20 protein-coding genes are annotated in these 20905 nt (G+C 63.4%); 6 read left to right on the forward strand and 14 right to left on the reverse strand.

Going from position 1 to position 20905, the window contains the following annotated elements:
• Positions 1-6: 6 nt before the first annotated feature.
• From BLV07_RS27345 to BLV07_RS27355, 3 genes are all read right to left on the reverse strand, one after another.
• Positions 7-507 (reverse strand): hypothetical protein, encoded by a 501-nt coding sequence (locus tag BLV07_RS27345; RefSeq protein WP_091892148.1) that lies wholly within the window; start codon positions 505-507, stop codon positions 7-9.
• On the reverse strand, positions 504-1115 hold the full coding sequence (locus tag BLV07_RS27350; protein WP_091892150.1) for a permease: 612 nt from the start codon (positions 1113-1115) through the stop codon (positions 504-506). The genes BLV07_RS27345 and BLV07_RS27350 overlap by 4 nt, the downstream gene beginning before the upstream one ends.
• A gap of 279 nt (positions 1116-1394) precedes the next feature.
• A complete protein-coding gene (locus tag BLV07_RS27355) occupies positions 1395-1991 on the reverse strand; it encodes a superoxide dismutase (protein ID WP_061846478.1) in 597 nt (198 codons plus the stop codon).
• 244 nt (positions 1992-2235) lie between these two features.
• Here BLV07_RS27355 and BLV07_RS27360 point away from each other — a divergent pair, with 244 nt between their 5' ends.
• From BLV07_RS27360 to BLV07_RS27370, 3 genes are all read left to right on the forward strand, one after another.
• Positions 2236-2763 (forward strand): GNAT family N-acetyltransferase, encoded by a 528-nt coding sequence (locus BLV07_RS27360; protein ID WP_091892153.1) that lies wholly within the window; start codon positions 2236-2238, stop codon positions 2761-2763.
• Positions 2764-2845: 82 nt separating this feature from the next.
• Positions 2846-4231, forward strand: coding sequence for an MATE family efflux transporter (locus BLV07_RS27365; RefSeq protein ID WP_176945788.1), 1386 nt, complete (start codon positions 2846-2848; stop codon positions 4229-4231).
• Positions 4232-4340: 109 nt separating this feature from the next.
• Positions 4341-4775, forward strand: coding sequence for a DUF2147 domain-containing protein (locus BLV07_RS27370; RefSeq protein ID WP_091892157.1), 435 nt, complete (start codon positions 4341-4343; stop codon positions 4773-4775).
• A gap of 7 nt (positions 4776-4782) precedes the next feature.
• Here the strand turns inward: BLV07_RS27370 and BLV07_RS27375 are convergent, their stop codons facing one another.
• Positions 4783-5928 (reverse strand): DUF3095 domain-containing protein, encoded by a 1146-nt coding sequence (locus BLV07_RS27375; RefSeq protein WP_091892159.1) that lies wholly within the window; start codon positions 5926-5928, stop codon positions 4783-4785.
• 227 nt (positions 5929-6155) lie between these two features.
• Between BLV07_RS27375 and BLV07_RS27385 the strand changes: the two genes are divergently transcribed.
• Positions 6156-6542, forward strand: a complete 387-nt coding sequence (locus BLV07_RS27385) for a hypothetical protein (RefSeq protein ID WP_091892215.1) — start codon at positions 6156-6158, stop codon at positions 6540-6542.
• Between the two features lie 4 nt (positions 6543-6546).
• Here BLV07_RS27385 and BLV07_RS27390 read toward each other — a convergent pair whose 3' ends face one another.
• From BLV07_RS27390 to BLV07_RS27420, 7 genes are all read right to left on the reverse strand, one after another.
• Entirely contained in the window at positions 6547-6747 is a 201-nt protein-coding gene (locus BLV07_RS27390; RefSeq protein ID WP_091892161.1) for a hypothetical protein, read from the reverse strand.
• A 126-nt stretch (positions 6748-6873) separates the two neighbouring features.
• Positions 6874-7596, reverse strand: a complete 723-nt coding sequence (locus tag BLV07_RS27395) for an SDR family NAD(P)-dependent oxidoreductase (RefSeq protein WP_091892163.1) — start codon at positions 7594-7596, stop codon at positions 6874-6876.
• On the reverse strand, positions 7589-8971 hold the full coding sequence (locus BLV07_RS27400) for a class I adenylate-forming enzyme family protein (RefSeq protein WP_176945789.1): 1383 nt from the start codon (positions 8969-8971) through the stop codon (positions 7589-7591). The genes BLV07_RS27395 and BLV07_RS27400 overlap by 8 nt, the downstream gene beginning before the upstream one ends.
• Positions 8958-9203, reverse strand: a complete 246-nt coding sequence (locus BLV07_RS27405; RefSeq protein ID WP_091892217.1) for an acyl carrier protein — start codon at positions 9201-9203, stop codon at positions 8958-8960. Before BLV07_RS27405 ends, BLV07_RS27400 begins: the two co-directional genes overlap by 14 nt.
• Before the next feature lie 146 nt (positions 9204-9349).
• The gene (locus BLV07_RS27410) at positions 9350-11164 is read right to left on the reverse strand and encodes a long-chain-acyl-CoA synthetase (protein ID WP_091892167.1); all 1815 of its coding nucleotides are present in this window, start codon (positions 11162-11164) and stop codon (positions 9350-9352) included.
• 235 nt (positions 11165-11399) lie between these two features.
• The gene (locus BLV07_RS27415) at positions 11400-11669 is read right to left on the reverse strand and encodes a DUF3551 domain-containing protein (RefSeq protein WP_091892169.1); all 270 of its coding nucleotides are present in this window, start codon (positions 11667-11669) and stop codon (positions 11400-11402) included.
• Between the two features lie 34 nt (positions 11670-11703).
• Positions 11704-11982 carry a DUF3551 domain-containing protein gene (locus BLV07_RS27420; protein WP_091892171.1) on the reverse strand — a complete coding sequence of 93 codons (279 nt, stop codon included), beginning with the start codon at positions 11980-11982 and terminating at the stop codon, positions 11704-11706.
• Positions 11983-12404: 422 nt separating this feature from the next.
• On the opposite strand from BLV07_RS27420, the gene BLV07_RS27425 reads away from it, so the two are divergent.
• A complete protein-coding gene (locus BLV07_RS27425) occupies positions 12405-15539 on the forward strand; it encodes a multidrug efflux RND transporter permease subunit (RefSeq protein ID WP_091892173.1) in 3135 nt (1044 codons plus the stop codon).
• 139 nt (positions 15540-15678) lie between these two features.
• On the opposite strand, the gene htpG is transcribed toward BLV07_RS27425, so the two are convergent.
• The 3 genes from htpG to BLV07_RS27440 all read right to left on the reverse strand — a co-directional run bounded on the left by htpG (position 15679) and on the right by BLV07_RS27440 (position 19079).
• The gene (gene htpG / locus BLV07_RS27430) at positions 15679-17556 is read right to left on the reverse strand and encodes a molecular chaperone HtpG (protein ID WP_091892175.1); all 1878 of its coding nucleotides are present in this window, start codon (positions 17554-17556) and stop codon (positions 15679-15681) included.
• 126 nt (positions 17557-17682) lie between these two features.
• Positions 17683-18114 (reverse strand): hypothetical protein, encoded by a 432-nt coding sequence (locus BLV07_RS27435; protein ID WP_091892177.1) that lies wholly within the window; start codon positions 18112-18114, stop codon positions 17683-17685.
• Between the two features lie 752 nt (positions 18115-18866).
• Entirely contained in the window at positions 18867-19079 is a 213-nt protein-coding gene (locus BLV07_RS27440; RefSeq protein WP_091892219.1) for a hypothetical protein, read from the reverse strand.
• Positions 19080-19243: 164 nt separating this feature from the next.
• Between BLV07_RS27440 and BLV07_RS27445 the strand changes: the two genes are divergently transcribed.
• Positions 19244-20854 carry an AAA family ATPase gene (locus BLV07_RS27445; protein WP_091892179.1) on the forward strand — a complete coding sequence of 537 codons (1611 nt, stop codon included), beginning with the start codon at positions 19244-19246 and terminating at the stop codon, positions 20852-20854.
• The last annotated feature ends 51 nt before the right edge of the window (positions 20855-20905 follow it).

Here is a 20905-nt window from a genome sequence, read left to right on the forward strand (position 1 = left end):
CCGGGCTCAGGGCCGGCCGATCAGCATGGCGATGGCGGCCGCTACGAACGGGAACGGCACCGACACCGCGCAACGGAACCAGACGAACCGGGCCGGCATGAATGGGATCTCCCACAGGATCACCCGCTGGAAGGCGAACAGGGCCCAGGCGACGACATAGGCAACCACCTGGGGCACCCCGCCGCCGGACTTCAGCGCCACCGTGCCGATGGAGAAGCCGATGACGGGCCCGCCCGGCGTGGCGGCGCCGGCGACCACGGCAGACGCGACCCCAAGCCAGCCGCTGTCCGGCCCGAGCCAGCCGGTGATCACCTCCTGCGGGATGATGGCGGCGATGTAGCCGGAGCCGATCACCCCAAGTGCAATCCGCGGCACGATGTTGATGAAGTCCATCGAGCCTTCGCGCAGCGAAGCCTTGAACACGGCTGGGCCGCGGCGGAAGGCGATCAGGCTGACGCCAAACACCGAGCCCCACAACAGGATGTCGATCAGGAGTGCCGCGCTCACGTCTCGTCGTCCTTCGAGATATGTTTCGGATAGAGCCGGACATAGACGAAGCGGCCGAGCGCGCCGGCGAGCACCGGCAGCGGCAGCGAGATCACGATCCGCCACAGCGTGAAATCGGTGCCCATGATCGGGATTTCCCAGGCCACCGCCCGGCCGTAGCCGATCAGGGTCCAGCTCACGACCATGGCGATGGTGGCGCCGAAATCGGCACCGACCGCGAGCAGCGCGCTCGCCACCGGATAGGCGGTGAAGGGGCCGCCGGGCAGGATCGCGCCGAAGGCGGTGCCGATCAGAAGCCCCATCAGGCCGGATTTCGGCCCGAGCGAGCGCGAGACTTTTTCGTGCGGCAGGATTTCCGAGATGAACGCACCGAGCAGGCAACCGGCCAGCACGCGCGGCAGGATGCCGCCGAACAGCGAGAGGTCGTGGGTGAGAATGTCGAGAACACCATCGGTGCCGTCACGCCGCCAGACCAGACCCGCGCTCACCGCTACCAGAGCCGCGATGATGATGGTCGACCAGCCGATCGGCTTGCGCGCACGCCCCGGCCGCGGCTCGGAGTCCGCGTCCTCGGCAGACGCCGGGTCTTTCGGGGAAGGTTCTGACAACGGGCTCGGTCGGATCGAGGGGATGCCCGTCCTGCTTAAGGGGGCTGCCCATGCGATGCAAACGGAACGATCACAGGCCGATACGCGCACCGCGCAGGGCAATTCCGCACAGCAAAAAGGCGGCCGCGCACGCGACCGCCCTCTCTGTCATTCCGGGCGGCGCGTCAGCGCCGAACCCGGAATCCATCGGGCCTCAGCCCGAGTGGACAAATGGATTCTCAGATGCGCAATTGCGCATCATAGCTCGCGCTTGGCGCGCCCCGGAATGACTCCAAATGCCTACGCCTTCTCGAACAGAGACTCGACGTATTCCCAGTTCACGAGGTTCTCGACGAACGCCTTGAGATAGTCCGGACGACGGTTGCGATAGTCGATGTAGTAGGAGTGCTCCCAGACGTCGCAGCCGAGGATCGGGGTGGCGCCGTGCACCAGCGGATTCTCGCCGTTCGGGGTCTTGGAGATCTCGAGCTTGCCGTTCTTGACCTGGAGCCAGCACCAGCCGGAGCCGAACTGGCCGACGCCGGCCGCCTGGAAGTCGGTCTTGAATTTATCGAAGCCGCCGAGGTCCTCGTTGATCTTCTTCTCGAGCTTGCCGGGCAGCTTGGTGCCGCCGCCATTGGGCTTCATCCAGCTCCAGAAGTGGATGTGGTTGTAGTGCTGGCCGGCATTGTTGAACACCGCGGGGTTCTTGCCGAACGAGCCCTTGACGATCTCTTCAAGGGATTTGCCTTCCCATTCGGTCCCCTTGAGCGCGTTGTTGCCGTTGGTGACGTAGGCCTGATGATGCTTGTCGTGATGATATTCCAGCGTCTCCTTCGACATATACTGGCCGAGGGCGTCATAGGCGTAAGGGAGTGGGGGCAGCGTAAAGGTCATGGCTTCTTGTCCGCAACTGGTGGGGAACGAGTTCTAACGGTCACCCCTTATAGAAGGTTCCTGCGTCGTTAAATACCGCCAATTTGCGAAAATGCGTGATGCCAACGCTTGGCACGATTGCATAAAATCGTCACAGCACGCGGACATTCGCGCGGCCTTGGTGGCGTGATGCAAAATATCATTGCCTTTGAGGTGCTTATCGAAAGAACGAATGCACCACGGACCGACGTTGCGAAAGACAGCCATGAGCATCGAGATCGACATTCTGAACGGCGACGCCTCGTGGCCGATCGCGGAGCCGCTGCACCAGGCGGTCTGGGGCCCGCACATGGTCGCGGACAAGCCCTGGGCTCACGTCAAATGGGATAACGCTCATCTTCGCGTGCTGCTCGATGCGCCCGACGACGGCCTCGTCTGCCATGTCGGTGTCTACTTCCGCACCGTCACCTGGAACGGGCAGAAGGTCCATGTCGGCGGCATCGGAGGCGTCTGTACCCGCGAGGACCGGCGCGGTCGCGGCTATGCAACCATGGCGATCGACGCGGCGGTGCACACCATGCGCGCCAACGATGCGGTGCGCTTCGCGCTGTTGTTCTGCGAGCCGCACAATTTCGCGTTCTACGAGGCGCGCCGATGGCAGCCCTTCAAGGGCGAGGTCTATTGCCAGCAGCCGGAGGGACGAATCCGCTTCGACTACATGGCACCCTACGTCTTCGACATCGTCCGCGCGCCGACGCTGGGCACCATCGACCTATGCGGCCTGCCGTGGTGAGCCCTGCGTGAGCGGAGGGCTGCGCCGGCCGCTTCACGCCTTATAATATGTCGATCATCATTTAATATTCCGCCCGGTGAACATGACGATCGACGCCCCTGCAGACGCCGTCCCGCCGCTTGCGCCGGTCGCCTCCCCCATCGCCAGCCTGCTGACGGCGCCGATCCTGCCGACATTGCTGCGGCTCGCGATCCCAAACATGATCGCGATGGTCGGCAGCACGCTGGTTGCGATCGCCGAGACTTCCTATATCGGCCGGCTCGGCACCATCCCGCTCGCCGCGATCGCGCTGGTCTTTCCGTTCGCGATGCTGACGCAGATGATGAGCGCGGGCGCGATGGGCGGCGGCGTCTCCTCCGCGATCAGCCGCGCGCTCGGGGCGGGGAATCGCGACCGCGCCGCGACGCTGGCGCTGCATGCCGCCATCATCGGCCTCTGCGGCGGGCTGTTCTTCACGGTGATGATGCTCGTGTTCGGCCGCTCGTTCTTCGCGCTGCTCGGCGGCCGCGAGCGCGTGCTCGAGGAGGCCAGCGGCTATTCGCAGGTGCTGTTCTCCGGCGCGGTCGCGATCTGGCTCGTCAACACGCTGGCCTCGGTGATCCGCGGCACCGGCGACATGCGGCTGCCTTCGATGACGTTGATCGGGGCGAGCCTGCTCCAGGTCGCACTCGGCGGCACGCTGGGACTCGGCCTGTTCGGCGTGAAACAATTCGGCATGCCCGGCGTCGCGAGCGGCCAGCTGATCGCGTTCAGCTGCGCCGCGGTTTTCCTGCTCTGGTATCTCTTGTCCGGCCGCAGCCGGTTGCAGCTCGACTTCCGCGCCTTCCATTTCGAGCGCGTGATGTTCCTGGACATCCTCAAAGTGGGCGCGGTGGCCTGCCTGTCGCCGCTCCAGACCGTGCTCACCATTCTGATCTTCACGAAAATCCTGGCGAGCTTCGGCACCGAGATGCTGGCCGGCTACGGCATCGGCTCGCGGCTGGAATTCCTGCTGATCCCGATCACCTTCGCCTTCGGCATCGCATCGGTGCCGATGGTCGGCATGGCAATCGGCGCGGGACATCTGAAGCGCGCGCGGCGCGTGGCCTGGACCGCGGCCGCCGCCTCCGGACTCACGGTCGGCCTGATCGGCCTCGCGATCGCGCTCGATCCGTCGCTGTGGGTCGCGCTGTTCACGCGGGATCCCGGCGTCACCGCCGCCGCCCACAGCTATTTCCACTGGGCAGGTCCGGCCTTCGTGTTCTTCGGCATGGGCGTGTCGTTGTACTTCTCCTCACAAGGCGCGGCGCGTGTCGGTGGGCCCGTGCTCGCATCCACGGCGCGGCTCCTGATCGTCGCGATCGGCGGCGTCGGCCTCGTGACGATGCAGGCGCCGGCCTGGACCTTGTTCGCTCTGGTCGGCGGCGCCATGGTCGTGTTCGGGCTCTCGACCGCCGTCTCGGTCGCCTTCGTGCACTGGGGCAAATGAGCGCAGGCGAATAAGCACAGACAGTAAGCGCAGGAATGTGATTCCATCCAGCGTTGCACTATTCTGCCGGACTGCTATGGAGGCGCCGTCATTTTCGGGGGCTCTCTCCATGTTCAGCAGATTCGCGATTCCCTTCGTCGTTCTGGCTGCGCTGTTTGGCGCGACGAGCGCCCATGCTCAGAGCGCCGACGGGACCTGGCTCACCCAGGCAGGTGATGCGCGCGTGAAGATCAGCAAATGCGGCGGCGGCATCTGCGGCCACATCGTCTGGCTGCGCGAACCCACGGATACCGCGACCGGCCAGCCCGCGACCGACAACAAGAATCCCAATCCCGCGCTCGCCAGGCGTCCGATGATCGGCCTGCCATTGTTCAGCGGCATGCAGCCGTCAGCTCCGAACAAATGGTCGGGCCAGATCTACAATGCCGACGACGGCAGCACCTATGCGAGCAGTATCAGCGTGACGGGCGCGGATTCGCTGCGCGTCGAAGGCTGCGTCGGCGCCCTCTGCGGCGGCGAGACCTGGACGCGCGCGGGGCGGTAGCCGCCGCTCACGTCGTCATCGCCTTCAACGCCGTCGCAGCCGAGGCATAGCCGCCCCGCGCGCCGTCGATGAAATGGACGTGGTCGCTGCGCAGCGCCGAGGGCGTGAAGCAGGTCATCATCGCCGCGTCCTGCTGATAGAGGCCGTAGCGCACGATGCCCTCGCGCGCGGCTGCAGCGAGACGATCGCTCAGCGCGCGCTCGAGCTCGCCCGTACAGTCGAGAATCATGCGCAAGCCGTCGTCATATTTCCTGAAGTCCGAGTTCTCGACCACCTGACGCTTGTAGACGTTTGGCACGAAGCCGCCGACTTTGATGTCGAAGCGCATGATCAGATAGGCGAACAACGTGTAGGCCAGGACGCCGGCCCGGCGCGCAAGCAGCGGGCCGCCGCGCCTGGTGCGGGCTTCATAATCCAGCCCCTGCGGCGGCCATTTCAGCGGCGGCCCCTGCGCCGGCACCGGGCGGCCGCCATCCGGACTGCGCTCGACGAGATGGATGATGTCCTCGATCACCTTGCGGAAAGCCAGCGGGTCAGCGCCACGCGCCGGCATCACCAGCACCGACAGGATCAATCCGCGTGACGCCGGCATCACCTCGAAGCGGCAGGACAGGCCGGAGAGATCGGGCTGCGTGCCGTCGGGCGCCTCGGTCACCGCGAACTCGCCGCGCTTCATCGCGGCGTCGGCCCAGGCGAGGCCGCCGCCGGAGAACATCGCATAGGACAGGTTCGCCGACGGACCGAAGCGTGCGACGCGTACGTCGAGGCCATGTGCACGGATGGCGCTGACCGGCACCAGGGCGACACGCATCTTCAGATCGAGATCCTCCCGCACCCAGGTCGCGGTTGCCGCCAGCGCGTCGCGGGCCAGTTCGAGGTCGTGAGGCGCAACTGCAAAGCTGGCGCCGTCACCGCCGAACACGAAGGGGAATTCGCGCCCCTCCAACGCGTTGGTCACCGCCGCGATCACGGCGGCGCCGGCCATGTTCACCGCCTTGTAGCGCTGCGCCGCGATGGCCTTGGTCGAATCGACGATATCCGCAACGCCGATGCTCCAGTCGTCCGGCAGAGGCGAATACAGCACCGGATCCATCAGGCTGGTGAAACCGCGGAAGACCGGAATGCCGCTGTAGAAGGATTCGCCTGATGTCATCGGGTGATGCCGGATGGTTGAGATGGCGCGTTGCGAAAAGTAGATACGTGGCAGGATCGATCCGGGTTCGCCGGCCGGCCTCTCCGCGATGTCCCGATCATTGGCCGAAATGGAGCCGGACAACAAGCTCGCACCGCGATGCAGTGCCGCAGTTTGTCATTGATCGACATCAAACGGCGCACCGCAAAAGGCGTTTACTCTTGATTTATCGAAAATGAATGCCCGGGATCATCGAAGTGTCCGACTTCGGCAACAAGGACTCGACCTCACCCCTACGCCGGCGCACGGGCCTCGACGCAATCAGCGCGGTGAAGATGCCGGAACGGCTGACCGCCGCCGTCGATGCCTGGGCTGAAGCCCATCAGCTGACCCGCTCGGATGCAATCTGCAAGCTCGTCGAACTGGCGCTGAAGATCGCGCCTGCCGAACCGGCATCAGCGCACGCGATCACATCGGACGCCACGCAGATTGAATACGTCGCCGTGCACGAGATCGACGCACTGCTCGATCCCGCATTGCCGGCAGACGAACGCGAGCGCCGCATCCGCCGTCTCACCGAGGGGCCGCCGGAGTTCTCACATGAACGAATTGACTTGCCGAAGCATCAGAGGTGAGCGGCTAGTGCAGCTTCTCGTCCTGACGCTTGCGCACCGCTGATGCGGGGACATCGTGACAGCCGACCAGCCGCACGAATTGCTGCGGATACATTTCGTGGCCGTGGTCACCGGAGTTCTGATGCGACATCGGCTGGCAATGGACATCGTCCGGCCTCGAGCAAGACTGCTCTGCTGACGCCCGGCCCAGATTCGAAGCGGTCATGGACTGCTCCCTGTCGATTAGGGCAGATCGATTGACGTAACCCAACCAATTGCGGGGGCATCTTACGACCAAATCCGGTGAATTCAAATTGAGCCGGATCAACGCTATTGCGGCGGCAGAGTTCCGCTACGCCGTATTCCCCGCGTCGATCGTGAAGACGGTGCCGGTGACGTTGCGGCCGCCCTCGCCGAGCAGATATTCCACCATGCGCGCGACGTCATCGGTCTCCGGCAGGCGGCGCAGCGCGCTGCGGCCGGCGATGCGCTTGCGTCCCTCGTCGGAGAGATTGTGCGTCAGCTCGGTGTCGATGAATCCCGGCGCGATCGCATTCACGGTGATGCCGAGCTTGCCGACCTCGCGCGCCAGCGAGCGGGTGAATCCGGTGGCGGCCGCCTTGGTGGCGCCGTAGACGGAGAGGCCATTATAGCCAGTGGTGGCGATGATGGATGAGATGTTGATGATGCGGCCGACGCCATCGGCCATCATCTGCCGCGCGACATATTTGGTGAGGATGATCGGCGACAGCACGTTGAGCTGCACCAGCGCCTCGATCTCGGAATTGTGCATGGTGGCGAGCAGGCCCTCGGTGCCGAGGCCGGCATTGTTGACGAGGCCGTAGATCGGGCCGAATTCGTCGCGGACGAGCTTTGCGAACGCCGGGATCGCGTCGATCACGGCGAGATCGCAGGCGCGGAAATGCAGGCGCCCCTCAGACGCGGCGATCGCGGCCTTGAGCTCCTGGCTCTCGCGCCGTGCGGCCGCAATCACGTTGAAGCCGGCGCCGGCGAGGCGCCTTGCGATCGCAAGGCCAATGCCGCGGCTGCCGCCGGTGACGAGAACGTTATGCATCGGTGCGCGCCAGTTTGCCGGCCGGAGTGACGTCGAGCTCCTCGACGAAGCGGATCACCGCCGGCACCTTGTGCGAGGCGAGCTGCGCGCGGCACTGATCCAGGATCTGGTCGCGGATCTCTTTCGTGCGTGCCGGATCGGTACCGTCGGCGAGGATCACGTCGGCGACGACGATGCCGCCGGTGATCGGGCTGCGGCGGGATTTGGCCCGCGACATCCGCACGTCGGGATGGCGGTTGATCACCGCCTCGATCTCCTCGGGGTGAACCTTCAGCCCGCCGATATTGATGATGCCGCCGCGGCGGCCGACGAAATAATAGCGATCGCCACGCAGCTCGACGATGTCGCCGCTATCGACAAAGCCGTCCGCATCGGTGAGCGCGGCAGCGTTGCGGCCAATGTAAGCGTGCGCGGTGCGCGTCGAGCGGATGCGCAGCGAGCCGTCGACCACCTTCATCTCGACACCATTGCGGTTGCCGAGATAGTCAGCCGGAAAACCCTCAAGCCCGTCATTGACAGCGAAGCCGACGCCGGCCTCGGTCGAGGCATAGGCATGACCGACGGAGGCATTGGGGAATGCCGCCTTCAGGCCGTCCAGCACCGCCTGATCGGCGATCTCGCCGGAGAGACGGACGTAACCCGGCGCGAACTGCGCCGCCGAGCCGCTCATCAGGAGCTTGCGCCAGTGCGAGGGCGTGCCGGAGATATGCGAGACGCCGCGCGCATTCAGCCGAGCGACGTGATCGGCCAACGCCTCATGCGAGTCCGACAGCACCATCGAGCCGCCGGAGAGGATGGCGCGGAGGAAGATTTGCAGCCCGCCATAGCGGCGGATGTCATAGAACGTCGCCCATACCGGCGCAGGTCCGCGCGCGGGGCCTTCGGCGACGATTGCGCCGGTGAGTGCTTCCGGCGTATGCCCGGCGATCTTGGGCACGCCTGAGGTGCCCGAGGTCAGCATCAGCCATTCCGTGGCACGTTCGGTCTTCGCTGGCGCGGCCGCTTCGAGCGGCAAGTGTGCGGTGACAATGAGCGCGACGCCGGTGTTGGCCCAGCGATCCGGCTCGTCAGTCACGACGGCATCGATCCCGGCATCCGCGATCAGCGCATCGAGATGCGCCGGGTTGAGATCGGGCGGGCACAGCAGCATGCGACGCGCGATGCCGTCGAGTTCGATCATGGCAAGGCCGGATCGGAGCTGGTCGGACAGCCTGAGCAGCACGCAGCGGCCAGACAATTCGCGCAGGCGGCCGCCGAGGACCGTCTGCGACAGGATGTCCGTCAGCGACACGCTCGTCTGCGCATCCGACAGCGTGCGGCCCTTCAGCTCCGCGCCGAGATGGTCGCGAAGCGCAAAGATCTCACGCGGGGACATTTTCGTAGGCCCGCACGAAATCGCCCACGGTGGCGGGGAACGCTGCGTCCTCGGAAATGGTGAAGGGATCAACGCCGGTCTCGTCCTCAAGGCGCGCGACCAGGATCGCGAAGGCGAGCGAGTCGAAGCCCGTCTCGTGCAGGGACAGATCGTCCGAGAGTGCGGGAAGCGTGACGTGCTGTTCCTTGGCGATCTGCTGGATCGCCCCAATGACCTTAGACCTTACCGACATGGCTGGCTCGCTTGTTGTTATCGATCGTTCGCGTTGCGGCGGCTCTTGCTGACCGCCTCCCATGGCCGTTTGCTTACCCGACAGAAGTAAATGGCTTCTTGGACAATTCAGATAAAATTGGACCTATCTGCGGATTTTTCGCAGCGTTACAACCTGATCGCGCCGTCCACGATCTGCGCATAGGCCTCAGCGTCAAGCGCGACATAGGCGCCGGATTTCGGGTCAACCATGAACAGCGGATCCGTTATCGCCTCTGGATCGAAGCCTTCGCGCGCGAGGTCGCCCTTCTTCTGCTTGAAGGTCTCGGTCGCATCGATCTCGCAAGAGATGCGAATGAAAACGGGACGGGCATAGGCCGGCAGGCGCTGTGCCAGATGCGCAGGCAGTGCGGCGATGTCAAAGCCTTCATTGACGACAAGCGCGCTCATGCCGGCGCGGCCGTCGGTACCGGGAATGCTGACGCCGTAAGTGGTGGCATCGATCACGCCGATGAAATCCCGCACGGCATCGTTCACCTCCGACGTCGCGACGTTCTCGCCCTTCCAGCGGAAGGTGTCGCCGATGCGGTCGACGAAATGGAAGAAGCCCTTGTCGTCAAGCCGCATCAGGTCGCCGGTGCGGAACCAGGCATCGCCCTTGGCAAAGACGTCGCGCAGGATCTTCTCCTCGGTCTCGCCCGCGTCGGTATAGCCCTCGAAACGGCCGCCGCCCTGGTCCGCGGTGCCGATGCGGCCGATCGCTTCCCCGGCCTCGCCACGGACGCAGGCGATGCAAAAGCCCTCTTCGTTGCGCAGCGGCGCGCCGGTATCGGGATCGAGCTTGATGAGGCTCGCAGGAAAGCGATGCGCGAGCAGCGGCGGGGTGCGGCCGATCGCGCCGGGCTGGCCCTCGACGTTGAACAGCGAGAAATTACCCTCGGTTGCAGCATAGAACTCGAGGATGCGGGGAATCGAAAAGCGCGCCTGAAAGTCTTCCCAGATGTCGCCACGCAGGCCGTTGCCGCAGACGAGCCGCAGACGATGCCGGTTCTCATACTCCGACGGCGGTGCCTTGAGCAGATAACGGCAGAGCTCGCCGATATACTGGAACAGCGTGCAGTCATGCCGGACGATGTCGGACCAGAAATGCGAGGCCGAAAACTTCTCCGCAATCACTACCGAGCCGCCGGCAGCCAGCATGCTGCAGGGCGCGACGATGCCGCCGACCGAATGGAACAGTGGCAGGCAATCGTAGAGCCGGTCCTGTGGCGTCGCGCCGGTGAGGCCGGCGAACCAAAAGCCCCAATTGAGGATGCGGCGGTGACTGATGCTGGCGGCCTTGGGCAAGCCCGTGGTGCCCGAGGTATAGATCAGCAGCGCGCGGTCATCGATGGTGATGTTGCCGTGTTCGTCCGGCGAGAGCGCTCCATCGTCGAGCGCGGCCAACGCCACGTCGATCGCACGTTCGCCACGGGCATCGCCATGGGTCCAGACCTTTGCGTCCGTCTCCAGATACGGCGCTGCGCTGTCCCACATCTCCATCAGCTCATGCGCAACGATGACATGCGACGGCTTTGCGACGTCGACGCAATGTGCGAGCGATTGCCCAATGAGCTTGGTGTTGATCAGCGCGGCCACGCCGCCGATACGGCTGATGCCGAGCCAGGCCGCGACATAGTCGATGCCATTCGGTATGATCAGAGCAACGGTGTCGCCCTTGGCAACGCCAGCCGACCGAGCCCAGCGCGCATAGCGGTTGATCCTCTTCGACAGACCTTCGTAATCGAGAGTGGCATCGTCGGTCACGAGTGCTGCGCGATCGGGCTGGCGCTGCGCCCAATCGTCGACGACGTCCGCAAACAGACGTCCCGGCAGCGTCTCGATCCGCGCGGTGAGCTCGATCGCCTTCAGCCAGATTTTGGAAGCCGAGGGGGCGCGCGCGGCTTTCGGTTGCTCGAGGACACCGGTGGTCATGCCGTTCATTCTTTCGGGACGTGTCTGCTGATCCGGCAGCTTAGCCCGCGCGCCCTGCCCAGATGTTAAGAGACAGGCTAAAACCTGGTTAGTGCGGGATTAACGCTAGCGATCCTTTACCAAGCCGATGGGATCGGCGGCATGCTGACGGCCGAGACGATCGCTGGCGCAAGGTGGAGTTGTCGGGGATCAGGAAGGAGTAGCGGCAAGCCTCAGGCGAGACCGAGCGGCAATCCGCCCGGCGCTAACCATTTCGCCTGTAACGCGGGCGCGAGGCCGGGACGTTGACGGGATAGTACGGATTAAGGTCGCAGGTCGCGGCGCGGCCCGACGCCGTGGCGCGGCACTGCGGCGCCGAGAGGAAGGAGCAGTCGTACCACTCTCCGCCGCCGCCGTTCGCGCCGGAATAGACGTGCATGCACACGGGGTAACGGGGATCGAACGTCTGAGCATGTGACGGCGCGGCCAGCAGCAAGGCACCGAAAGTCACGATCAGGCCGAGTGAGTGGCGCATGAAAACTGTCCTCGGAAGTCGCATCGCGGAAGCGCTAGTATACCTTCTTGTGGCGCCGGCGCGGCGGCGGCGGTTGATCGAAAGCGTAGTAGGGATTGACGTCGCAGCTGGCCGAGCGGCCCGAAGCCGTGGCGCGGCATTGCGGCAGCGAAGTGAAGGAGCAGTCGTAATAATCGCCGCCGCCACCGGCGAAGCCCCCGGGCGTATAGACATGCATGCATACCGGGTAGCGCGGATCGTAGGTCTGGGCGCTCGCATCTGACGCCACGAACAGCGTGGCAATGGCGGTGAGGGTCAGGATCGGCAGGCGCATCGGGCAGTCCTCGAATCGTGGCAACGGCACGCGTTATTCCATTTCGATATGGCACAACAACGCGGAAGAAGCGATTGTTCCTGTTCATACCTCTCCCGCTTGTGACACGCGCCGAAACGGATGAGACACGGCGCTGCAACGACGCAAAAGCGGAAAAGAACTCCGTTTCGGGCCTGCACAGGACGCATATCTCACGACAGCATTCCTTCGACAAAGGTCGCAAGCATCCGGAGCAGGAATCCGTTCGCAGGCTGCAGCGATCGGACTAGTCTTTCGATTACAACGCTGGCCCCGGACCAACGACGATCCAGGGCATCAACAAACATACGGGCTGAAGGAAACGCACATTCGCGCTCGGGCTCTCGAGCGCGGCTCCGCCATGCGCGGGGGAAGATGCGCCGGCCGGTCTGCAGGCTCAGGGCATGCAAGAGAGCTTTTCGTCTCCCTTCATCCGCTATCCGATCGGCACCTCGCTGCTGATGGCGGGCATCCTGTTCGTAGGCCTCGTGGCCTATCCTCTGCTGCCGGTTGCACCGCTGCCCCAGGTCGACTTTCCGACCATCCAGGTTTCCGCGTCGCTTCCGGGCGGCAGTCCCGAAACCATGGCCGCCTCGGTGGCACAGCCGCTCGAACGCCAGCTCGCGCAGATTCCCGGCATCACGCAGATGACCTCGACGAGTTCGCTGGGCTCGGCGTCGATCACCATCCAGTTCGATCTCAACCGCCTGATCGACGCCGCCGCCAATGACGTGCAGGCCGCGATCAACGCGGCGAGCGGACAATTGCCGAAGAATCTGCCTTCGCCGCCGACCTATCGCAAGGTCAACCCGGCGGACTCGCCGATCATGATCCTGTCGGCGACCTCCGACACGCTGCCGCTGACCACGGTCAGCGACCGCACCGACGCCCAGCTCGCCCAGCAGATCAGCCAGATCCCCGGCGTGGCGCAGGTGTTCGTCGGCGGGCAGCAAAAACCCTCGGTGCGCATCCAGATCGATCCGGCCAAGCTCGTCGCCAAGGGATTGTCGCTGGAGGACGTTCGCAGCCAGATCGCGACTGCCACCGCGGACAGCCCGAAGGGCAACATCGACGGCACGCGCCGCTCCTATACCATCTACGCCAACGACCAGCTACTCGAGGCCTCGCACTGGAAAGACGTGATCGTCGCCTACCGCAACGGCGCGCCTTTACGGATCCGCGACATCGGCGAGGCCGTGTCCGGGCCGGAGGACATGAAGACCGCGGCCTGGGCCGACGGCAAGCGCGGGGTGTTCCTGGTCATCTTCAAGCAACCCGGCGCCAACGTGATCGAGACCGTCGACCGCATCAAGGAGAAACTGCCGCGGCTGATCGCAGCGATCCCGCCCGCGATCAAGATCAAGATCATCAGCGACCGCACCATCACCATTCGCGCCGCGGTCGACGACGTGCAGATCACGCTCATGATCACCATCGCGCTCGTGGTGATGGTGATCTTCATTTTCCTGCGCAGCTTCTGGGCCACGATCATCCCGAGCATCACGGTTCCGCTGGCTCTGCTCGGCGCCTGCTCGCTGATGTGGGTGTTCGGCTATTCGCTGGACAATCTCTCGCTGATGGCGCTGACCATTGCGGTCGGCTTCGTGGTCGACGATGCGATCGTGATGCTGGAGAACATCACGCGCTATGTCGAGCGGGGCGAGAGCCCACTCGCCGCGGCGTACAAGGGCGCCGCCGAGATCGGCTTCACCATCGTTTCCATCAGCGTCTCGCTGGTCGCCGTGCTGATCCCGCTGCTGCTGATGGGTGGCATCATCGGCCGGCTGTTCCGCGAATTCGCGGTGACGCTATCGATGGCGATCTTCGTCTCGCTCGTGGTGTCGCTGACCCTGACGCCGATGATGGCCTCGCGCTTCCTGCGCGCCGACCGTGAGGCGCGGCGCGGCCGCTTCTACCAGTGGAGCGAGCGGATGTTCGAGCGCCTGCTCGGCGCCTACGAGCGCGGGCTGGACCTCGCGCTGCGGCACAGCTTCGTCACGCTTCTCATCTTCTTCGGCACCGTCGCGCTCTCGGCACTGCTGTTCATCGTGATCCCGAAGGGCTTCTTCCCGCAGCAGGATAACGGCTTCCTCACCGCGGTGTCCGAGATGCCCCAGGACATCTCCTTCGCCGAGATGAAGCGCCGGCAGGAGGAGCTCAACGCCATCGTGCAGGCCGACCCTGCCGTCGACTCCATTGCCATGTTCATCGGCGGCGGCGGCACGGCGCTGAATTCGGGGCGCATGTATATCACTCTGAAGCCGATCGGTGAGCGCGATGCCAGCGCACAGCAAATTATCGCGAGGCTGCGGCCAAAACTCGCCGAAGTCGAGGGCGCACGCCTCTATATGCAGGCCTCGCAGGACGTGCGACTCGGAGGGCGCGCCACCCGCACCCAGTTCGAGTTCACGCTCCAGGACGCCAATCTCGCCGAGCTGAACGAATGGGCGCCAAAGATCCTGGCCGGCATGAGAGGCCTGCCGCAACTGCGCGACGTCGCCACCGACCAGCAGACGGAGGGCACGACGCTGCAGCTTAGGATCAATCGCGACACCGCCGCACGCTACGGCATCCAGCCGCAATTGATCGACGACACGCTCTACGACGCCTTCGGCCAGCGCCAGGTCGCGCAGTATTTCACCCAGACCAACAGCTATCACGTCGTGCTCGAGATCACACCGGCGCTGCAGGGGCAGCTCGAGACGCTCGAGAAGCTCTACATCAAATCGCCGCTCACCGGCGAGCAGGTGCCGCTCTCGGTGATCTGCAACTGGACCAACGTGCCAGTGCGGCCGCTCGCGATCGCGCATCAGGGCCAGTTTCCGGCGGTCACGATCAGCTTCAACCTCGCCGAAGGCGTGGCCCTGGGACAGGCGACCGATGCCGTGCTGCGCGCGGTCAGCACGATGGGCGCGCCGCCGACGCTATCGACGAGCTTCCAGGGCACCGCGCAGGCGTTCCAGCAATCGCTCGGCACCGTGCCGATGCTGATCCTCGCTGCGCTCGTCGTCGTGTATCTCGTGCTGGGCGTGCTCTACGAAAGCTACATCCACCCGCTGACCATCCTGTCCACGCTGCCGTCGGCCGGCGTCGGCGCGATCGCGATCCTGATGATGTTCGGCTTCGACTTCAGCCTCATCGCCCTGATCGGGGTCATTCTGCTGATCGGCATCGTCAAGAAGAACGGCATCATGATGGTGGACTTTGCCATCGTCGCCGAGCGCGAGCAGCATTTGACGCCTGAGCAGTCGATCCGCCAGGCCGCGCTGCTGCGCTTCCGCCCGATCATGATGACGACGATGGCAGCCCTGCTCGGCGGCGTGCCGCTGATGCTCGGCCACGGCACCGGCGCCGAGATCCGCCAGCCGCTCGGCTATGCCATGGTCGGCGGCCTTCTGGTGAGCCAGGCCCTGACGCTGTTCACGACCCCCATCGTCTATCTCTACCTCGACCGATTCTCCAATCTGCTTTCGCGCTGGATGGAGGGGAAGCCGGAGGCGGAGGCAGCTAGTGACAAGCAGAAGGATGCGGCGGAGTGAGCCGAACCACGACCTCCGTCATTGCGAGCGCAGCGAAGCAATCCAGGACTGCCTCCGCGTGGACAGTCTGGATTGCTTCGTCGCCAGCGCAAAATTGCTTCGCAATTTTGTCGCGGGCTCCTCGCAATGACGACGTCGCCTATCCGCCCAGTCCCTGCAACACCAGCCGGTTCAGCCTCGCCGCAAACGCCGCCGGATCTTCCGGCAATTCGCCGTCCAGGATCTGCGCCTGTTCGAGCAGCAGCAGGCTGAGATCGTCGACGTCCCTGGAGCCGGCCTGCGCCTTGGTGATCGCGCTCACCAGCGGATGGCGCAGATTGATCTCGAGAATCGGCTTGGTCTTCATGCCCCGGTTCTGCTGCGACAGAATGCGCTCCAGCTCGCGGCTCGGCCCCTGGCTGTCGGCAACCAGGCAGGAGGCCGAGCTGGTGAGGCGCGTCGAGACCTTGACGTCGCCGACGCGCTCGCCGAGCGCGGCCTTGATCACCGCGATGGTGGCGGCTTCATCCGCCTCCGGCTCATCCTTCTTCGCCTCGTCCTTGTCGTCGACGCGCGGGATCAGGTCGAGGTTGAGATCGCCCTGGCTTAGCGATTTCAGCGGCTTGCCGTCGAATTCCGAGGGCATCGAGGTCCAGAAAGCGTCGACGGGATCGGACAGCAGCAGCACCTCGATGCCGCGCGCGGTCGCCGCCTCGAGCCGCGGATTGGACTTCAGCCGCTCGATGCTGTCGCCGACGAGATAATAGATCTCGGTCTGGTTCGGCTTGAAATCGGCGATAACCTGCCTCAGCGACCGTTTTTCACCCGAGGTCGTGGTGAAGCGCGACAGCGCCAGCAGCTTTTCGCGACGCTCGAAATCCTCGTAGATGCCTTCCTTCAGCACCGCGCCGAAGGCGTCCCAGATCTTGGCAAAATTCTCCGCGTCCTTCTCGGCGAGGCTTTCGAGCTCGGACACGACGCGGGTCGCCACGGCTTTACGGATCTGCGCGAGCTGCGGATTGTTCTGGAGCATCTCGCGGGAGATGTTGAGCGGGAGATCCTCGCTGTCGACGACGCCACGGATGAAGCGGAGGTAGCCCGGCAGCAGATCGGCATCATCGGTGATGAAGACCCGGCGGACATAGAGCTTGACGCGGCCCTTACGGTTCGGCTCGAACAGGTCGAACGGTTTCGTCGAGGGTGCGAACAGCAGCACGGCGTAGGAATAGCGGCCCTCGGCGCGGTAGTGCAGCGTCATCGCGGGATCGTCGACGGCGGAGGCGATCTGCCGATAAGCCTTCTTGTAGTCGTCTGGCGTCAGCTCGGATTTCGAGCGCTGCCACAGCGCGCTTGCCGAATTGATCTGGCGCGGCTCGCCCTCACCAGGCACGAGCTCGATGGGAAACAGGATGTTGTCGGAATAGGCACCGACGATGCGCTCGATCTCGTAGGTCTCGAGATATTTCTTGGCGTCATCCTTTAGGTGCAGGACGATCTCGGTGCCGCGCGTCACGCGTGCGGCGTCCTCGTCGCTGGCGCGGGCGATCTCGAATCCGGAGCCGCCGGAGGACGTCCAGGTCCAGACGTCACTCTCACCGGCGCGGCGGCTGACCACGTCGATCTTCTCGGCGACCATGAAGGCGGAATAGAAGCCGACGCCGAACTGGCCGATCAGCCCGAGGCCGTCCTTGGCTTCCTTCAGCTTGGACACGAACGCCTTGGTGCCGGAGCGGGCGATGGTGCCGAGATGATCGATCAGCTCCTGCCGCTCCATGCCGATGCCGTTGTCGGCGACCGTGAGCGTTCCGGCCGACTTGTTCGGGATGATGCGGATCCTGAGCGCGTCGCCCTCGCCGAGCAGGTCCGGACTGGCGATCGCCTCGTAGCGCAGCTTGTCGCAGGCATCGGAGGCATTGGAGATGAGCTCGCGGAGGAAGATGTCGGTTTCCGAATAAACGGAGTGCACCATGAGGTGCAGCAGTTCGGAAACTTCGGCCTGGAAAGGCTGCGTGTGCACAGCCGTATCTGACGTCGTCATGCGCTTACCCGGTCAAATCAAAGGGGAGGAACCCGGATATAGCGCGATGAAACGGCGGATCAAGAGGATGTGAAGGCTCTGCCGCAAGTCGCGACAGAGCCGCCTTGGTCGGACCAATGGCGCGGATCAGGTCACACAGCGGCCGGGCTGGAGCAGCTTGGCGATCTCGGTCAGGGAGCTGACCATCGGCTCGCAGGCGATCGTCGGCTTGCTGCGGCCCTGCTTCGGGTTCTTCTGGTTCTGGAGCAGCACCGGCGGCTTGGCATTGCCGGTCTCGATCACCGCGGGGACCCGCAACAGCACCGACGTGTCGGCAAGATCGTTGAGCCGCATCGACACGGTGCGGGTGGCGACCGGTGCCGGCTTGATCTCGCCGAGCCGGTCGGCCTTGCCGGCACGATTGACGTTGTGGCTCGGGGCGAAGTTTGAGCTTTGGCTGGAGATGTCGGCGACCGCCTGCCAGCGGTCGGCCAAATCATGGCCGGAGGCCAGTTGCACGGCACCCAGCGTGGCGGCAATCGCGACGGCGCCCAAAAATACCTTTTGAATCTGTGACATGGCTATGGATCCCTCGCCCCATGGCGATCGCGGGAACAACGCGGGCGGAGGATCGGGGGTTCTTGGCCGTTACGATCACTTAACCGTGTGCGAAAAATGCCGGAGGCCCGCAAAATATTTCGCAAGGCCTGGAACGACTTTTGCGGACGGGAGTCGTCTCAGCAGCCGGCTATTCCCCCCTGCCCCATAAGCCGGCGACGTAGGGCGCGACTGTGGTGATGCCAGTCGCGCCTTACTTTTTTCCGGGGAAATCAGCCACCATCTTGTATTCGCTCCCACTTTCGTTCCCACTTTGAGCAAAGCCAATGGGTTAGCGGACTGGCGCGCGATAGCGCCAAACGATTGGCTGGACCCGGATGCCGTCGATTGAGCGCCGCTGCCCAGCCCTTGCATCCTCTAGCGCTTTCATAGCGCTGGTTGGCGTCCTTGTTGTCTTGCCACCCTTGGCGACTAGCCGAACAAATAGGCCAGCAAGCGCCTTCCGAAACTCCGACTCACAATCACGCATCTGCTCGCTCCGGTTTCTACACGATCCCGAACTCGGAGCTACTCGAAGGGCCGTTCCTGATGCAAAGCCGACCTACGGAGCGCTATTTTGAAAAACGGCAATTGCTTTGATCAGCTTGCAATCGTTGCGGTACTCCGCACGGGAGCGTGCATCACCAAACTGCGAATCGATAAAGAGCCGGTGTCGTTTTGAAGAACGGCCAAATTGGAAGCTTGGTTAATTGCGGCGCGTTCAAACCGGTCGTCTAACCGGAATAGGTGTTAAAGCGGCCGTGCCGCACTCCGCGCATGAACCCGCGAGAGACCTGCGTCTCCAACTCCTTTTCCAAGAACTCGTTCGCCACGATCAGAGCACGGATGGTGGCGCGCATATCGCCTCCGCAGGCAGCGATTGCCTCATCAACGGCGGCCTCCAATCCCGACTCAGGTGAAGCATTTGGAACGACCGCTTCGGCCATCTCGCCGCGCTCTCCCCATCCCGCGCCGTTATAGAACATAACACGAACATGTCAAGAAGGTGCTGGAAAAGCTGTCGAGTAACTGGCGCGACCGCAAGTGTTAGTTGCTCCGGCCCGGGGACTCGCGTCAATTTATCCCTTTCCCCTCCGTGCAGGATTAGTCGGTGAGCTTTACCTTTTCCGTGCCGCTCTTAAGCGGCCACCTAGATTTTGAGATCAAGGCCGGAGAAATCGTATTCGTCTTAGGGGCAAACGGCACCGGCAAGTCGAGCATGATTCAGCGCTTCTTCGCGGTGCATCGCCAAAATGCCCGTCGAATTTCTGCGCATCGCCAGACATGGTTCGAAACCAACGCAGTACAAATCACAGCCGCACAGAAGCGAGACTCTCAAAATAATGTTTCAGCCTATGATGCCGAACCGGTTTCCCGTTGGAGAGACTCCTATGCCAACGCGCGTCCTAATCTAGCGATCTTCGATCTTTTGGATGCGCAAAATGTCAGAGCGCGCCAGATCGCGGCAGCGGTGGACGAGGGACACATCGATCTAGCAAAGCAGCTTGCAAGAGCCGACGCTCCATTGAAAACCATCAACGATCTGCTTCGATTGTCAGCACTGCCTATACAGATATCTGTCGAGAGATTTGAACAAGTGTTTGCAAGCCGCGACGGCTGCGCTCCGTATAGTATCGCAGAGCTATCCGATGGAGAACGCAACGCGCTGCTAATCGCGGCCGAAGTGCTGACCGCACCGCCGAATTCCTTGTTCTTTATCGATGAGCCTGAGAGGCATCTGCATAGATCGATCATTTCGCCACTGCTGACGCTACTCTTCGCTAAGCGGTCCGACTGCGCTTATATGGTGTCAACCCACGACGTTCTCTTACCAATCGACAATCCAAGGTCCCGCACGCTCCTCCTTCGCTCCTGCCGCTATAACGGAGCAACCGCTTCTGCTTGGGACGCAGACCTAGTTGTTACTGGTGCGGAAATCGAAGACTCACTCAAGAAGGACATTTTGGGCTCCCGCCGAAAATTGCTCTTCGTCGAGGGCGAGGAGCATAGCTTAGACAAGCCAATGTATAGCCTGTTATTCCCAAGTGCTTCTGTGGTTTCGAAGCAAAGCTGCCGTGATGTCGAACACGCGGTTGCGGGCATTCGGGACGCGGCCGAACTTCACTGGGTCAAAGCATTCGGCATCGTGGACAGAGATAACAGGCAACAAAGCGACGTTCAAAAGCTCAAAGACCGCGGGGTTTACGCGGTTCCAGCCGTCTCCATCGAATCGATCTACTATCATCCTGAACTTCAACGCCGCGTATGCGAGCGCCAATCGCAAGTCACCGGCGCGAACGCGGAGGCGTGCCTAGCTGAGGCCAAGAACCGCGCCATCAACGCCATACAAGCTCACGCCCAAAGACTCAGTGAACGCGTTGCAGAGACAAAAATTCGCGCGGACCTGATGGCGCGGCTACCTCGGCGACAAGAGATCGCTGCCGCTCAGCCGATCACGATGTCAATTGACGTTCCTGCTATTGTCGCCGCCGAGAAAGCTCAACTAGAAGTAGCCGTCCAAAGGGGCGATCTAGACTTCTTGATTGCCCGGTATCCGGTGCGTGAAACACCTGCGCTCGGTGGAACCGTGGAAACTCTCGGCTTTCAATCTAGGTCTCAATATGAGGGTGCCGTTCGGCAACTTCTTATCGACGACGATGGCGCTCTAGCCTTTGTACGCGGGCTATTCGGCACTTTGGCTGAAGACATTGAAAGAGACTAAGCCCCTCCTCCCCAGGGCTCTATCCACTCATCTACCCAAGGCCCATTTGAT

Source organism: Bradyrhizobium sp. Rc2d (genome assembly GCF_900099855.1).
In the GTDB taxonomy this organism is placed as follows: Bacteria; Pseudomonadota; Alphaproteobacteria; order Rhizobiales; family Xanthobacteraceae; genus Bradyrhizobium.

Coding starts and splice junctions, on each gene's coding strand:
- BLV07_RS27355 (WP_061846478.1), bottom strand. CDS start 1,991: ATGACCTTTACGCTGCCCCCACTCCCTTACGCCTATGACGCCCTCGGC.
- BLV07_RS27360 (WP_091892153.1), top strand. CDS start 2,236: ATGAGCATCGAGATCGACATTCTGAACGGCGACGCCTCGTGGCCGATC.
- BLV07_RS27365 (WP_176945788.1), top strand. CDS start 2,846: ATGACGATCGACGCCCCTGCAGACGCCGTCCCGCCGCTTGCGCCGGTC.
- BLV07_RS27370 (WP_091892157.1), top strand. CDS start 4,341: ATGTTCAGCAGATTCGCGATTCCCTTCGTCGTTCTGGCTGCGCTGTTT.
- BLV07_RS27375 (WP_091892159.1), bottom strand. CDS start 5,928: ATGACATCAGGCGAATCCTTCTACAGCGGCATTCCGGTCTTCCGCGGT.
- BLV07_RS27390 (WP_091892161.1), bottom strand. CDS start 6,747: ATGACCGCTTCGAATCTGGGCCGGGCGTCAGCAGAGCAGTCTTGCTCG.
- BLV07_RS27395 (WP_091892163.1), bottom strand. CDS start 7,596: ATGCATAACGTTCTCGTCACCGGCGGCAGCCGCGGCATTGGCCTTGCG.
- BLV07_RS27400 (WP_176945789.1), bottom strand. CDS start 8,971: ATGTCCCCGCGTGAGATCTTTGCGCTTCGCGACCATCTCGGCGCGGAG.
- BLV07_RS27405 (WP_091892217.1), bottom strand. CDS start 9,203: ATGTCGGTAAGGTCTAAGGTCATTGGGGCGATCCAGCAGATCGCCAAG.
- BLV07_RS27410 (WP_091892167.1), bottom strand. CDS start 11,164: ATGAACGGCATGACCACCGGTGTCCTCGAGCAACCGAAAGCCGCGCGC.
- BLV07_RS27415 (WP_091892169.1), bottom strand. CDS start 11,669: ATGCGCCACTCACTCGGCCTGATCGTGACTTTCGGTGCCTTGCTGCTG.
- BLV07_RS27420 (WP_091892171.1), bottom strand. CDS start 11,982: ATGCGCCTGCCGATCCTGACCCTCACCGCCATTGCCACGCTGTTCGTG.
- BLV07_RS27425 (WP_091892173.1), top strand. CDS start 12,405: ATGCAAGAGAGCTTTTCGTCTCCCTTCATCCGCTATCCGATCGGCACC.
- htpG (WP_091892175.1), bottom strand. CDS start 17,556: ATGACGACGTCAGATACGGCTGTGCACACGCAGCCTTTCCAGGCCGAA.
- BLV07_RS27435 (WP_091892177.1), bottom strand. CDS start 18,114: ATGTCACAGATTCAAAAGGTATTTTTGGGCGCCGTCGCGATTGCCGCC.
- BLV07_RS27440 (WP_091892219.1), bottom strand. CDS start 19,079: ATGGCCGAAGCGGTCGTTCCAAATGCTTCACCTGAGTCGGGATTGGAG.